Annotated in this window: 13 protein-coding genes; 5 read left to right on the forward strand and 8 right to left on the reverse strand. The window is 57.5% G+C overall.

Features of this window, described 5'->3' with window-relative positions; genetic code table 11:
* The first annotated feature begins 32 nt into the window (after positions 1–32).
* Both NHU87_RS16590 and NHU87_RS16595 read left to right on the forward strand, forming a co-directional pair.
* The gene (locus tag NHU87_RS16590) at positions 33–2942 is read left to right on the forward strand and encodes a hypothetical protein (protein ID WP_253550751.1); all 2910 of its coding nucleotides are present in this window, start codon (positions 33–35) and stop codon (positions 2940–2942) included.
* 299 nt (positions 2943–3241) lie between these two features.
* Positions 3242–3658: a GNAT family N-acetyltransferase gene (locus NHU87_RS16595; protein WP_253550754.1), complete on the forward strand. Its 417-nt coding sequence runs from the start codon at positions 3242–3244 to the stop codon at positions 3656–3658.
* 137 nt (positions 3659–3795) lie between these two features.
* Here NHU87_RS16595 and def read toward each other — a convergent pair whose 3' ends face one another.
* The 3 genes from def to NHU87_RS16610 all read right to left on the reverse strand — a co-directional run bounded on the left by def (position 3796) and on the right by NHU87_RS16610 (position 5657).
* A complete protein-coding gene (gene def, locus NHU87_RS16600) occupies positions 3796–4335 on the reverse strand; it encodes a peptide deformylase (RefSeq protein WP_253550757.1) in 540 nt (179 codons plus the stop codon).
* On the reverse strand, positions 4332–5291 hold the full coding sequence (locus tag NHU87_RS16605) for a YihY/virulence factor BrkB family protein (protein ID WP_253550759.1): 960 nt from the start codon (positions 5289–5291) through the stop codon (positions 4332–4334). Before NHU87_RS16605 ends, def begins: the two co-directional genes overlap by 4 nt.
* Before the next feature lie 174 nt (positions 5292–5465).
* Positions 5466–5657: a CsbD family protein gene (locus NHU87_RS16610; RefSeq protein ID WP_253550762.1), complete on the reverse strand. Its 192-nt coding sequence runs from the start codon at positions 5655–5657 to the stop codon at positions 5466–5468.
* 202 nt (positions 5658–5859) lie between these two features.
* On the opposite strand from NHU87_RS16610, the gene NHU87_RS16615 reads away from it, so the two are divergent.
* Positions 5860–6237, forward strand: a complete 378-nt coding sequence (locus NHU87_RS16615; protein WP_253550765.1) for a hypothetical protein — start codon at positions 5860–5862, stop codon at positions 6235–6237.
* 154 nt (positions 6238–6391) lie between these two features.
* Here NHU87_RS16615 and fadD1 read toward each other — a convergent pair whose 3' ends face one another.
* Together fadD1 and fadD2 are read right to left on the reverse strand one after the other, a co-directional pair.
* Positions 6392–8092, reverse strand: a complete 1701-nt coding sequence (fadD1, locus tag NHU87_RS16620; protein WP_253550783.1) for a long-chain-fatty-acid--CoA ligase FadD1 — start codon at positions 8090–8092, stop codon at positions 6392–6394.
* 370 nt (positions 8093–8462) lie between these two features.
* Positions 8463–10151 (reverse strand): long-chain-fatty-acid--CoA ligase FadD2, encoded by a 1689-nt coding sequence (gene fadD2 / locus NHU87_RS16625; RefSeq protein WP_253550786.1) that lies wholly within the window; start codon positions 10149–10151, stop codon positions 8463–8465.
* A gap of 255 nt (positions 10152–10406) precedes the next feature.
* On the opposite strand from fadD2, the gene NHU87_RS16630 reads away from it, so the two are divergent.
* A complete protein-coding gene (locus tag NHU87_RS16630) occupies positions 10407–11351 on the forward strand; it encodes an alpha/beta hydrolase (protein ID WP_253550789.1) in 945 nt (314 codons plus the stop codon).
* A 43-nt stretch (positions 11352–11394) separates the two neighbouring features.
* Positions 11395–11865 (forward strand): MaoC family dehydratase, encoded by a 471-nt coding sequence (locus NHU87_RS16635; RefSeq protein WP_007934748.1) that lies wholly within the window; start codon positions 11395–11397, stop codon positions 11863–11865.
* Between the two features lie 122 nt (positions 11866–11987).
* Here NHU87_RS16635 and NHU87_RS16640 read toward each other — a convergent pair whose 3' ends face one another.
* Genes NHU87_RS16640 through NHU87_RS16650 form a run of 3 tightly spaced genes read right to left on the reverse strand, consistent with a single transcriptional unit; the run spans position 11988 to position 15044 of the window.
* Entirely contained in the window at positions 11988–12851 is an 864-nt protein-coding gene (locus NHU87_RS16640) for an efflux RND transporter periplasmic adaptor subunit (RefSeq protein ID WP_253550792.1), read from the reverse strand.
* A gap of 11 nt (positions 12852–12862) precedes the next feature.
* Positions 12863–13069, reverse strand: coding sequence for a DUF1656 domain-containing protein (locus NHU87_RS16645; RefSeq protein ID WP_253550795.1), 207 nt, complete (start codon positions 13067–13069; stop codon positions 12863–12865).
* Entirely contained in the window at positions 13056–15044 is a 1989-nt protein-coding gene (locus NHU87_RS16650) for an FUSC family protein (RefSeq protein WP_253550798.1), read from the reverse strand. Before NHU87_RS16650 ends, NHU87_RS16645 begins: the two co-directional genes overlap by 14 nt.
* Positions 15045–15100 lie beyond the last annotated feature (56 nt).

The raw sequence follows: 15100 nt of genomic DNA on the forward strand, positions 1-15100 counted from the left end.
GTAGCCCTTCATGACTCGAAAGGAGACAGGCCATGAGCCTCTATATCCCCCGCTCCGCCTCACTGGCTAACGATTCGGCGGCGCTCGCCCCGCTCAAGGTCGGAGGCATGATCGACGGCATCGTCGATGCCGATTTCGCCTTGGGCATTGATCAACTCAAGAGCGGCGCTTTATGCGCAATTGACCATTACCTGAATATTGCGGAAGGCGACATTATCGAGCTGTTTTTTACATCCCCGAACCGGGCTGATGATTACAAGTTCATCCGCAAACCTGACCTTGATGACCCGGAAAAACGGATCTACCTGACCATTCCTCGCAGTTATTTTCTTTCGAAGATTTATGAACACGTTCACTACCGCGTCACGCGCTTCTCAGGCAGCGAGGAAAGTTCCCCACCACTTAAATTTTTGGTCTTGCTGACCCGGCCGGGCGGCGTCGATCAAAACTCGGATCCCGTCAGCCACTCGGAATTGCACCAGACCCTTGAGCCGGATGTGGCTGAGCGCGGCATAGATGCCGAGCGGGCCAAGGCCGGTACGTGGGTTACGGTGGTGCCCTACACCTATTGTCGGGTGCGCGACAAAATCGAATTGAAATGGGGTACCGAATCGGTTCATCACCTTGTCACCAAGGAAGAGGCCGAGGATCCGGACAATTATCCGATCAGGATTTTCATCAGCCGGACCGTTATCGAAAATGCTGGCAGTTCGAACCGATTGCCCGTCATGTTCAAACCCATCGACGAGGCGAACAACCTGCCCGATGAGAATGGCCCGTGGTCAACGCCGGTTTATGTGGATGTCGATCTGGATGATTCGAAGCTGGTCGAACCCTATATTGAAAAAGCCGACTACGTCACGGGAGAAATCGATCTCAAGGGCTTGAATGGTCAAAATTTGAAAATTGAAGTGCAGACCAGCCGTCAACACTATCAACAGGGCAATAGAGTTTATCTGACTTGGGCAGGCACAACGGTCGATGGCAGGCCGGTAAACGAACTCATGGAGTTTACCGTCGATGTGCCCGGCAAAACCTACGAGTCCTTCGTCAATTACCACACTGTCAAAGCCATTCCAAAAGGCAAGGCCACTGTCTCTTATGAAGTGCAGACCGCGAATGGTCGCTTGTACTCGAAAAAAACCTTCGTGAGCATCGTCGGCGAACTCAATCCCTTTGCTGCGCCGGGTATCGAGGAGGCGAACGGGAGTTATTTGCCTTCCAACCTGGCCAAGGCCACGGCCGTCATCCCGTATTTCACGGGTCGCTCGGCCAACGATCTGGTGATTCTGTTCATCACTGCCGTTCGCCCCGGCGTCGGTACGGTGTTTTATGAAGATCCACTGCTGGTGGGTGAGCTACCGGACGGTCTGCCCATTATCCGGGAAATAGCGGGCGCCGATCTGGAACGTTTTGACGGCCTCGATATCGCCGTGACGTATGAGGTGCATAACCAGACAGTGCACGCCTCCGACGCCTTGAAGCTGACTGTCGGCGAACCGGTGAAAGCCTTGCCCCCGCCGGTACTGGAAGGTGCTACAGAGGACGATGTGTTCGATCCCGTTCCCGATCGCGAAGCCGTTTATCAAATACCGCTGATTCTGACAACCACCAAGGATGTCGGCACGTGGTACTTCAAGGGGATCAACCGCGATGCCAGCATCCAGGGCAATTTCGAGCTGACGCCCGGGTCGGAGGCCAGGCCCATTCGTATTCCGCTGGCACGCAAGTTCATCGACCTCAATGCGGGACACACGGTGAGGATGTTTTATAACTTTACGCGTGAAGGTAAAGAGCATTACTCGCAATACCGCGAAGTGCGTATCGGCACTCCGCTGCCGACGCTGCTGGAGCCAACCGTGATAGAGGCGCCGGATCGTATTCTCGACCCGAACAGCTATCAGGACGGATTCACCGTTCGTGTGACCACCTCGACATTCGAACCGGATGACGCCATCGAGCTGACTGTTAATGGTCGCCCGGGAGATGGCTCGACGATTCCGGAACGCAAGATGGTCAACGGTCAGGCGAATGTGGATTTCAATATTCTTGCCGTCATTACCGGCGCCAATCTGAAAACTGTGGTGAGTATCAGCTACAAAGTGATTCGGTTGGGACAAGAAACGCCGTCCAAAACCCTTGAACTGAGCATTGGCGCGTTGTTGCAGCAGAGCATGCCGAGACCGTTGATCGAGGGGTTCGTCGGAGAACTTCTGGAAATCGGTTCAATCAAGGACACCACCAAGGTGCTGAGCGACAAGTGGCCGTTCCAGCGCTCCGGCCTTCCGATTTGGTTAAGTTATTTGGAAAGCAGAACCGACGGGACTACGCGCTCCAGAGATCAGTTCGTGGGCACGCCACATGATCAGGGGGCGGGGCTGAGTTATACCACCGAGGTGCAATGGCTGCGTGAATGCAAGGCGGATTCGAAACTGGCGATTATTTTGAAGGTGGGGTTGTTTAAAGAGGCTACGGTGAGTGATGCGGTGGAGTGTCAGGCCAGGATTTATACGGTCAGGGCGGGGTTGGACAAACTAACAACTTTCGATAGATTCAATTGGGATGGCTGGACTCCGCACCCTTCTTATCCGTCACAAATCGTACTGGAAGAGGGAGAGTACTTTGTACAATCGACAAATGGGTATAACTATCTGATATTCGATAAAAGTTACGACGACATAGAAATTGGTGAAGTTTACGAGCTAAGCTTCAAGTATCAATGCCGTGTTGCATCTTTGCTGTACATAACACGAGATGGCGTTCTCATTCATAATGCAAATATTCCAGCGTCAAGCACATGGGGAACTTACGCCGTAACCTTCCCTTCAAAAAACACTTCCCCCGCCTCCCCTATGAAACTGTATTTCCAATTTGGTCCTGCACAAGGATACCCGATAGGCAGTTCAAAAATAGACAATGTTCGCCTAAGATACGTCCCTTAAACAACACATAGTAATCAAAATGCTTTGACCAGATCATTCCGGCTGTCAACCGGAATGATCTACTCCACTTCACTAGTGCGTAGGATCAATGCCCGAACACACCCACCTTCTTGGCCTTCTTGTCCGCACGTTTTTCATCGGCGGTTTTAGCCGGTTTCTTCTTTGCCGCTTTCTTTGAATCCATGCCTTTGGCCATGATACATACTCCACTCATACGGGACGTGAGATCAGGTATACACCTATCGCGGCGCCCGCGTTCTTTTATAATCACCCGCTTTGCGCACTGACAGTCCAGGCCCATGCCCAACACCCAGTACACCTTGCTCAACGAGCCGTTATGGCCGTTGATGAACAAGTTTTACCGCGCCCACCAATCGTCGATGAAAGCCGTCCGCGACGCTCGGCTGTGGGTCGCAAAACGCGATGAGATCATTGCGGCGTTAAGTTTGCGGCCAGTGGCCGGCGGGCATTGGCTGACCGGGCTGTTCGTCGCCCCGAGCTGTCGTGAGCAGGGAATCGCCGCGACGTTGATCGACCACGCCGTCAAGCACCTCGAAGAGCCGGTCTGGTTGTTCTGCCATCCGGATTTGCGCGGTTTTTATGAGCGCCGGGGTTTTACGTTCGACCCGGTGCTGCCCTACGCCATGGCTGAGCGGTTGAGCCGTTATGCGCGCAGCAAACCGATGATTGCGATGGGGCTGGAACCGGCCAGATAACGCTCTAAAGCCTTATGAAGATCAAAATGTGGGAGCCGGCTTGCCCGCGATGGCGGCGTGTCAGTCACCAATAATTTGACTGTCAGGGCCTCATCGCGAGCAAGCTCGCTCCCACAGGGTTTTGTGGTGTTTTCGAATCAGTCGTCTGCATTCGGATCGAGGTCCGGGAACATCACTTCGGTAAACCCGAATTTGCTGAAATTACTGATGCGCGACGGGTATAGCCGGCCGATCAGGTGATCGCATTCATGCTGCACTACCCGCGCATGAAATCCCGACGCAATGCGCACGATCGGCTCGCCTTTGGGATCGAAGCCTTCATAACGAATCTGCTGATAACGATCCACCGCACCACGCAGGCCCGGCACTGACAGGCAGCCTTCGAAACCTTCTTCGAGGGTCGGGCTTAATGCCGTGATCAACGGATTGATCAGAATGGTCTGCGGCACCGCTTCGGCGTCCGGATAGCGTTCGCTGTGTTCGAAACCAAAGATCACCAATTGCAGGTCGACACCGATCTGCGGCGCGGCCAGGCCAACTCCGCCGACGCTTTCCATGGTCTGGAACATGTCGTCGATCAGTTGCCACAACTCAGGGCTGTCGAACATTTCTGCCGGCACCGGTGGGGCAATGCGCAGCAGGCGCTCGTCGCCCATTTTCAGAATTTCACGGATCATTTTATGGCTTCGTCAGTGGTCGGCTTTGAGTGGTCGCGCCCCAGTCCCGAAACGTGCTGTTTTTCTTCATGGCCGGGGCCATGCTCGCCAGGGACCTTCTCGCCAGGGTCTTTGCCTTCGCGCGACATGTGCTCGATCACCGCGTTCATTTCTGCGCCGAGCAACATCACCGCAGCGGAAATATAGAAGTACAGCAGTAACACGATGATCGCGCCGATACTGCCATACATGGCGTTGTAGTTGGCGAAGGTTTTAACGTAATAAGCAAAGCCCAGCGAAGCGATGATCCAGACCACCACGGACATCACCGCACCCGGAGTGATGAAGCGAAACTCTTGTTTGACGTCGGGCATGACGTAGTAAATCAGCGCCACCGCCATCATCAGCAAAATCACGATCACCGGCCAGCGGATGATGGTCCAGACGGTCACGATAAAATCTTCGAGGCCCACTTGCGAGGCAATCCATCCCATCACCTGAGGCCCGAGCACCATTAGCGCGGCGGCGATTAGCAACATGCCGGCGATGCCGATGGTGTAGAAAATCGACAGCGGAAAACGTTTCCAGGCCGGACGGCCTTCGACCACGTCGTATGCGGCGTTCATCGCGCTCATCATCAACCGCACGCCGGCGGACGCGGTCCACAGGGCAATCACGATACCTACCGAGAGCAATCCCCCCTTGGACTGCTGAAGCTGGTCGATCACCGGGTTCACTTGCTCCAGCGCCTGCGGCGGCAGAACCAGTTCTGATTGCAGGCGCAACCAGGAGAAGAAGTCCGGCAAATGCAGAAAACCGATCAGGGCGATCAGGAACAGGATGAAAGGGAACAACGAGAACAGCATTTGATAGGCCAGCGCCGAGGCATAGGTCGACATCTCGTCGTCGACAAACTCGGTGACCGTACGCATCATCACCCGATGCAGGGGCAAACCTTTCATGGTTGGAAAAAACATTAGCGTCTCCTTTCGCCGCAAAAAGGTTGAAGTCATGGCGACTCAGGGGCCGTTTTCTACAACAAAGTAGCCTACTTGGCGACTTTGAAACAATCTAAGGGTATATCCCATCTACCCGATATAAAAACGGCCATCCGTGGGATGGCCGTCTTCTTGCACTCGTCAAAGGCTCAATCAAGCCTTGTCGACACCTTTTTTAATGGCGTCCTTGGCTTTGCCAACCTTCTGCTGGGCTTCGCCTTTCTTCTCCTGCACCACGCCTTCAGCGCGCAGTCTGTCATTATCGGTGGCCTTGCCGACGCCTTGCTTGACGTTGCCGGCCGCTTCGTTTGCCATGCCTTTAACTTTATCGCCAGTGCTGCCCATGGTATTTCTCCTGTGAACATTTCAACGGGGAAAGTGGTTACACAAGGATTGACCGGGGGCTTTCGCGCGGAGTTTCATTTATTTTGCTGCAGAACATTTCATCGTTCCAGGCAGGTTAGGCTTTATGTTTTCAGGCTTTGCCCGGAGAATGCGCAACGTATTCAGGCTCATGGCGCTGAAGATCCAATCCCGTAGGAATGTTATGAAACTCGATAAAAAGCAGGCCATTGCCCGCAGAAACCAGGAACTTGGCGGTGCTGTGCTTGGCGTCAACAACTGCCATTTCACCGAATTGAACCGCAACCGCAACATTTTCTGGTTCGATATCCCGGTCGCACGCCTGGCCATTGGTCAGTACGAATGGATTCACTTGCTGATGCACACCCCGGATACCGACGAATTGCTGCACTTGAAAGTGCCGACGGTGTTCCTGCGCGAGAAACTCGAAGGCCTGGTGGTGCGCAACCAGGGCAAGCGCAAGGCAGCATTGAGCCTGGAACTTAGCGCCGACAAGGACTCCTACCTGCAGGACATGCGCCCGGCGGGGACCAACGTCGATTTCGCGCAGTTCCGCCTGTAAGTTGATCGTTCCCACGCTCTGCGTGGTAACGCAGCCCGCGGACGCTCTGCGTCCCAGCATCGGACGCGGAGCGTCCGTGGCGGCATTCCCACGCAGAGCGTGGGAACGATCAGTCAGGCAACAAAAAGCCCCGCACTGCGGGGCTTTTGTTTGACTAGGCGCTGACTTTCTTCACGCCCAGTTTCTTCAGCTCTTCGTCGCGCAGTTCGCGGCGCAGGATCTTGCCGACGTTGGTGGTCGGCAGTGCGTCGCGGAACTCCACGGCTTTGGGTACCTTGTAGCCGGTGACGTTGGCGCGCATGTGCTCCATCACCTGTTCCTTGGTCAGGGTCACGCCCGGTTTGGCGACGATGAAGATCTTGATCGCCTCCCCCGACTTCTCGTCCGGTACACCGATGGCCGCGCATTGCAGCACGCCCGGCAGAGTCGCCAGCACATCTTCCAGCTCGTTGGGGTACACGTTGAAACCGGAGACCAGAATCATGTCTTTCTTGCGATCGACAATACGCATGTAACCATCAGGCTGGATCAGCGCGACGTCACCGGTCTTCAACCAGCCTTCGCTGTCGAGTATTTCATCGGTGGCGTCCTGACGCTGCCAGTAGCCCTTCATGACTTGCGGACCTTTCACACACAGTTCACCGATGGCGCCCAACGGCTGTTCAACGCCGGCATCGTCGATGATTTTGCACAAGGTCGATGGCACCGGAATACCGATGGTGCCAATCTGGATGTTCTGGCTCGGGTTCACCGTGGCCACCGGGCTGGTTTCGGTCATGCCGTAACCTTCACAGATCGGGCAACCGGTGACCGCTTTCCAGCGCTCGGCCGCGGCCAGTTGCAAGGCCATGCCGCCGGACAGGGTGATTTTCAGGCTGGAGAAATCCAGCTTGCGGAACGCTTCGTTGTTGCACAACGCGACGAACAGCGTGTTCAGGCCGACGAAACCGCTGAACTTCCACTTCGACAGTTCCTTGACCATCGCCGGCAGGTCGCGCGGGTTGCTGATCAGGATGTTGTGGTTGCCGATCAGCATCATCGCCATGCAATGAAAGGTGAACGCATAGATGTGGTACAGCGGCAGCGGGGTGATCAGGATCTCGCAACCTTCGTTGAGGTTGGAGCCCATCAGCGCCTTGCATTGCAGCATGTTCGCCACCAGATTGCGGTGGGTCAGCATCGCGCCCTTGGCCACGCCGGTGGTGCCGCCGGTGTATTGCAGCACGGCAACGTCGCTGCTGGCCGGGTTGGCTTCAACCACTGGCTGGCCATGGCCCTTGCTCAGCACGTCATTGAATTTGATGGCCTTGGGCAAGTGATACGCCGGGACCATTTTCTTCACGTACTTGATGACGCTGTTGATCAGCAGGCGCTTGAGCGGCGGCAGCAGGTCGGCCACTTCGGTGACGATCACGTGCTTGACGCCGGTTTTCGGCACGACGGTTTCGGCCAGATGCGCCATGTTGGCCAGGCAGACCAAGGCTTTGGCACCGGAGTCGTTGAATTGGTGTTCCATTTCCCGCGCGGTGTACAACGGGTTGGTATTGACCACGATCAGCCCGGCGCGGATGGCGCCGAAGACGGCGACCGGGTACTGCAACACGTTGGGCAGTTGCACGGCGATTCGATCGCCGGGTTGCAAATCGGTATGCTGTTGCAGGTAAGCAGCAAAGGCACCGGACAATTCGTACAGCTCACCGTAGGTGATTGTCTTGCCCAGGTTGCTGAATGCCGGTTTGTCAGCGAAGCGTTGGCAGGACTGCTTCAACACTGCCTGAATATTCGGATACTCGTCTGGATTGATCTCGGCAGCAATTCCAGCTGGGTACTTATCCTTCCAAAAGTCTTCGATCATGGAAGCCCACTCCTCAGCAACGCGAATTCAAATACCGCATTTGATGCGATTATTATTGGTGTTTGATTATTGGTGAGTCTGGCTTTTTTCAAGGCCGAGAAGTCACAAAGCGCGCCGAGAGTAGCAGCTTTGCCAAGGGGCTACTAGAGCCAAAATTGGTCTCAACGGTCACGTTTATGACTCTTGAATATTCAATAGTCACTTTTAGAGCAAAAATTCTATAGAGCCTTGGAAGCCCCTGAAACCGGGGTTTCAGCTCTTAAAAGCTTCGCGGGCAAGCCTCGCTCCTACAGGGTTCGTGTCGTTCAGACCACTGAACCTGTAGGAGCGAGGCTTGCCCGCGATCGCGCGAAGCGCGGCCATCCAACGATCAGGCGATATCGCGCAACTCCCGCCGCAGAATCTTGCCCACCGGCGTCATCGGCAACGACTCACGCAAGACGATGTGCTTGGGTACTTTGTACGCCGTGAAGTTTTCTTTGCAGTAGGCCTTCAGCTCTTCAAGGCTGACCCCGGATTCACGGGCCACCACAAACAACTTCACCGCCTCTCCCGAACGCTCGTCCGGCACGCCGATCACCGCGCAGTTGGCGACTTTCGGGTGAGCCATCACCACGTCTTCGATCTCGTTCGGGTACACGTTGAAACCCGAAACAATGATCATGTCTTTCTTGCGATCGACGATGCGCACGAAACCGTCCGGGTCGATCACCGCGATGTCACCCGACTTGAACCAGCCGTCGGCGTCCAGTACTTCGGCGGTGGCTTCGGGATTCTGCCAGTAGCCCTTCATGATCTGCGGGCCTTTGATGCACAGTTCGCCACGCTCGCCCAGCGGCAGCTCGACGCCCTCATCGTTGATGATCTTGAGCGTCGTGCCCGGCACCGGCAGGCCGACCGTGCCGATGCGCGACTTGTCGCCGTAGGGGTTGGTGCAAGCCACCGGCGAGGTTTCGGTCAGGCCATAACCCTCGGTGATCCGGCAGCCGGTGAGCTGATTCCAACGCTCGGCCGTAGCCTTGACCAGCGCGGTGCCGCCGGAGTTGGTGAGTTTGAGGCTGGAGAAATCCAGGGTCTTGAAGTCGGGATGGTCCATCAGTGCGACGAACAGCGTGTTGAGCCCCAGCAGCGCCGAAAACCGCCAGTTCTTCAGTTCCTTGATGAAGGCGCCAATGTCCCGTGGATTGGTGATCAGCACGTTGTGGTTGCCGGTCACCATCATGCACATGCAGTTCGCCGTGAAGGCATAGATGTGGTACAGCGGCAGCGGCGCGATCATCACTTCCTGGCCTTCGCGCAGCAGCGGCTGACCGTCAGCGCCGAATTGCCCCAGACACGCGCGCGCCTGCTGCATGTTCGCCACCAGGTTGCCGTGGGTCAGCATCGCGCCCTTGGCCAGCCCGGTGGTGCCGCCGGTGTATTGCAACACAGCGATGTCATCAAGGCCGACGTTCAGCGGTTTGATGCCCAAACCTCGGCCCAGACGCAACGCGCTCTTGAAGGGAATGGCCTGCGGCAATGAATAGTCCGGGACCATTTTCTTGACCTTGGCGACCATGGTATTGACCAGCCAGCCCTTGGCGGCAGGCATCAGGTCGCCCATCTTCGCTTCGATCAGGTACTGGATGTCGGTGTCGGGCAGCACTTCCTGGACCTTCTGTCCGAATACGTTCAGGTAGACCAGCGCCCGGGCACCGGAGTCCTTGAACTGATGACGCATTTCCCGCGCGGTGTACAGCGGGTTGGTGTTGACCACGATCAGCCCGGCGCGCAAGGCACCGAACACGGCAATCGGGTAATGCAGGATGTTGGGCATCTGCACCGCGATGCGATCTCCCGGCACCAGGTCGGTGTGGGCTTGCAGATAACCGGCGAACGCTGCGCTGTAGCGTTCCAGTTCGGCGTAGGTCAGGGTCACGCCCATGTTGCTGAACGCCGGGCGGTCAGCAAATTTCTTGCAGGAACGCTCGAACACCTCGATCACCGACTTATAGGCCCCAAGGTCAATATCCAGGGGCACGCCGGCCGGGCGTTTGTCATTCCAGAAATCAGGTTGCATTATTCTTGTCCTCTTTACCTGAACCTATCCGGGGCCGCTTTTCTGTCTTTTCTCTCTTCTCAAAAAGCGGAAAGCGAAAAACGGTGCTTCCCGGACACTAGCAGCTATGGTGAATCAGGCAAATATGCGCACGGTCGTCATTGATCGCGTGAATCTTGCTGCCCCGGCGTGGCCTGATCAGACGGCATGCGTTGGATGCGCTATACAATGCAGCGGGGCTGTTTCCCCATCGCAGCCCAATGCAAAGGAATCGCCATGATCCACGACACTTTCTGGCTGACCGCGAGTGACCGCAGCCGCCTCTTCGTCAACCAGTGGTTGCCGGCCGCGCCGCTCAAGGCGGTGATCCTGCTGGCCCACGGCATGGCGGAACACAGCGGTCGCTATGTCCGTCTGGCGCAAGCCTGCTGTGATCAGGATTATGGTGTTTATGCGCCGGACCTGCGTGGACATGGCAAAACTGCCGAAAACGGTACGTTGGGCCATTTCGCCGATGACGATGGCTGGTGCAAAGTCGTCGGCGACCTGGCCAGCCTCAACCAACAGATCGGCCAACAGCATCCCGGCGTACCAATCGTGTTGCTCGGCCACAGCATGGGCAGCTACATCGCCCAGGCTTATTTGCTGCACCACAGCGCCAGCCTGCACGGGGCGATTCTCAGCGGCTCTAACTTCCAGCCTATAGCCCTCTATCGCGCAGCGCGACAGATTGCTCGCCTCGAACGCCTGCGCCAAGGGCCCAAGGGGCGCAGTGCGCTGATCGAATGGCTGTCGTTCGGTTCATTCAACAAGAAATTCAAACCGGTACGCACGCCGTTCGACTGGCTGAGCCGCGACCCGGCCGAAGTCGACAAATACGCCAATGACCCGCTCTGCGGCTTTCGCTGCACCAATCAACTGTGGATCGATTTGCTCGGCGGCTTGCAGCAAATCAGCAAAGCGTCCAATCTCGCCCAGATCGATCCGGGCCTGCCGCTGCTGGTGATTGGCGGCGAATGTGATCCGGTGAGCGAAGGCAAACGTCTGAAAGATCTGGCCCACGCGTTGCGCGACGCTGGCTGCCAGAGCCTGCAGCTGACTATTTACCCGCAGGCCCGGCATGAACTGTTCAATGAGAGCAACCGCGACGAAGTGACGGCCGACGTGCTGAACTGGATCGCCCAAGCCTTGAGCGCTCGCCGGCCACCCAGAACCGAATAGTTTTTTTGTGGATTTTTCTAATTCGTCACAGGAATCGAGACAGATGACCCAGGTTACCAATACCCCTTACGAAGCCCTCGAAATCGGCCAGACCGCCAGCTACAGCAAAACTGTCGAAGAACGCGACATCCAGCTGTTCGCCGCGATGTCCGGTGACCACAACCCGGTGCATCTGGACGCCGAATTCGCCGCCGCCAGCATGTTCAAGGAGCGTATCGCCCACGGCATGTTCAGCGGCGCGTTGATCAGCGCGGCGGTGGCTTGCGAGTTGCCTGGGCCGGGGACTATTTATATCGGTCAGACGATGAGCTTTCAGAAGCCGGTGAAGATTGGCGACACGCTGACCGTGCGCCTGGAGATTCTCGAGAAACTGCCAAAGTTTCGTGTGCGCATCGCCACTCGGGTGTTCAACCAGCGCGATGAGCTGGTGGTGGATGGCGAGGCGGAAATTCTGGCACCGCGCAAGCAACAGACCGTGACGCTGCCGACATTGCCGGCTATCAGCATCGGCTGATTTGCAAGCCCGCACGATCGTTCCCACGCTCCGCGTGGGAATGCATCCAGTGACGCTCCGCGTCACCAACGGCAAGACGCAGAGCGTCCTGGGCGGCATTCCCACGCGGAGCGTGGGAACGATCAATGACCTCCCTCCTGCACCTGCACACTCGCCGTCATCCCCGCGCTCAAACTGATCCCTTCAGGCAACTTGTCGAGCTTGATCCGCACCGGAATCCGCTGCGCCAGGCGCACCCAGTTAAACGTCGGTTCCACCTCGGCCAGCAATTGCCCATCGGGCGTGGTATTGCGGTCGGTAATCCCGCGGCTGATGCTTTCGACGTGCCCCTGCAACGCCTCCCCGGCGCTCATGAGCCAGACCTTGACCGGATCGCCGACGCGAATTCGCGGCAGTTTGGTTTCCTCGAAGTACGCCTGCACGTAAAAGGTCGAATCGTCGATCAACGCCATCACCGGTTGCCCGGCATTCACGTAATTACCCTGGGCCAAACGCAAGTTGGTGACGTGGCCGCTGCGCGGCGCATGCACCTCGCTGCGGGTCAGGTTGAGTTGCGCGACCTTGGCTTCAGCCTGAGCTTCGCGCAGTTCGCCCCGGGCGATGCCGGCATTGATTTGCGCGTTCTCGCGCAGTTCGGCGCTGATCGCCTGCGGCCCGAGACTGGCGCGGCGGCTGGCTTCGTGTTCACGCAAACTGAGTTGCTGCTGACGGGTCTGCACCACCGCTTGAGCTTTCTCCAGCGCGGCTTCGAAACGATCACGGTCGATGCTCAGCAACACATCGCCAGCCTTGACCTGTTGGTTATCGAAAGCCTTGAGCTCACGCACCCAGCCAGAAACGTCCGGGGCGATGACCACCACGTCGGCGCGGATCCGAGCGTCGCGAGTCCAGGGCGTCAACATGTAGTACTGCCATAGATGGAAACCGGCAAAAATCGCCAGCGCCGTCAGGCTCAGGGTTATCGCGACACGTACGGGTGTACGCATATTCAACTCCTTTATAAAGGCCCAAGGACGACGGTGATCAGGGTCAATACACAGACGTACAAGGCGCAATCAAACAATGCTTCGTGCCAGATCCAGCGACCAACCGGGGTCAGGCGCAATACCATGCGCAACGCTCCGGTGACCAGCAACGCCAGCAGCACATCAATCAGAAACGGGCTGAGCAGCACGCCACCCATCGACCACTCACGCAAGCCCATGGCTTTGCTCCTGTTGGTGACACCAGGCACGCCAACTGCTTTGCAATTGCAGCACCGCGCCTTGGGCGAGTTTCACCGCATCGCTGGGCGGCAATGCGTACAAGGTTTTCAATAACGCCTCACTCGGTTGCGCCAGCGCCTCGGCGCGATGGCCGGCCGGGCCTTGCTCGAGGACTTTTTCCAGTTGTTCGAGATAACGTCGCTGGGGCTCTTTGACCGGCACCTGCGCCACCGCCAGGCTCAAGCGTAAATGCAGCAGCTCATCGCCGATGTCCAGGCCGAGCAAGCCATCATCCCAGCGGCTGCGCGCCGGCTCCGGCAACTCGGGATAATGCCGCGCCAATTGCAGCAAACGGTCGGCCATACGCCCACCGAACCAGCTTTCGGCGCCGCGCAGATTGCGTCGGGTCAGGCGCACCAGATCGGCAAGGGTCGCCGCCAGCAACCGGCGGCCATGCCACGTCGGGTTACGCAGAATCAGCAAGTGAAACGCCAGCACGGCGGCGCCGACACCGATCAGCATGGCCTGAGCGCTGTTGAAGAAATTCGCGACATCGAACTTCATCATGTTCAGCGGCGAAACCAGCACAATAAAGTGCAGACAAAACGAAGTAGCCGTCGCGCCGATCTGCGGTTTGGCCATGCCCAGCGCCCCGAGAAACAGCGGCACGCCCATGCCCATGCACAGCAGCGCAAACCCGCTCCATTGCGGCAGCAGAATCTGCCCGACAATAAACGCCGACGGAATCGCCAGCAGTATGCCGCGCAGAAAACTCATGCCGATTTGCGCCCCATTCTCGCGGCTGGCAAACAGACTGCACACCACACACGTCAGCACCAGAGCGCCCGACGCCGCAGGCCATGCCGTCGCTAGCCAGAAACCCGATACCACCAGAAACGCCAGCGCACTGCGCGCGCCAAAGACCAGCGCCAATGACAGGTCGCGATGCGGCGTCAGGGTTCTCGGCGGATCGACCGTTTCACGCCCCTCCTGCACCGCTTTCAATGCGGCACAGGCCGCCATGGCGGTATCGAGCAACAAGGTGAAACGGGCCAGGCAGTAACTTTGCGCCGAACTGATGTGTGCATCGTGAGAGGCGTCGAGCAACCTCGGGCGCAATGCTTGCAATTGGGCGGTATCACAAGCGCCAAGCGCTTCTTGAACCTCGGTCATCCATGGCATCAGTTGCTCGGCTTCCTGCTGCTCCAACTGATTCCATTGGCGGCGCACCGAACGGGCGATGCGCAACAGCATCAACAGCTTCTGACTCAAACCGCTGATGGCACGCGCCCGCTGCCGACCGAGACTGCCTTCAAACCAGGCATGTTCGCGCTGGGCATCGACCGCGACGATTTTCCCGAGGATTTCCAGCAAACCTTTACGCGCCTGACCATCACCAGCCAGGGTCGCACGCGCGGCATTCATGCCGCTTTGCCAGGCTGCCCGGGCTTGATCCGCCAGTTGTCTTTCAACCCGCAACGGCCAGAGCAACGCACTGGCGGCGGTGGCGCAGAGAATGCCCAGGCAGATTTCCGTGCAGCGAGCCACAGCTTGATCGAACACCGTCAGCGGATGGGTAATGGCCGGCAATGCGATGATCGCCACCGTGTAACCGGCCAACACAAAGGAATAGGACCAGGTACTGCGCAGTAAGGTCGAGCTCGCCGTACACAGCCCGAGCCACAACGCCAATGCCAGCAAAAACAGCCAGGGCGTCTGAGCGAACAGGCCCATGAACACCACCGACATGATCGTCCCGACCAACGTACCCAACAGCCGTGCCAAACCCTTCTGCACCACCATCCCGGACAACGGTTGGGCGACGATAAACGCCGTCATCAACGCCCACGACGGTTGCTCCAGCCCCCAGCGCAACGCCAGCCACAGCGCCAGGCCGCCGCCGATCAAAGTCTTGATCGCGAACTGTAAGGCGCGGCGGTCAGGCGCGAACAAGGCCTGCAAAATAATGGGCACGTAAGGCACTCTTGAAAGGACGGTTTAACGATAGCCGGGTCGGGCGAAATGATTTG

Source organism: Pseudomonas mandelii (genome assembly GCF_024138395.1).
Taxonomy (GTDB): Bacteria; Pseudomonadota; Gammaproteobacteria; order Pseudomonadales; family Pseudomonadaceae; genus Aquipseudomonas; species Aquipseudomonas mandelii_E.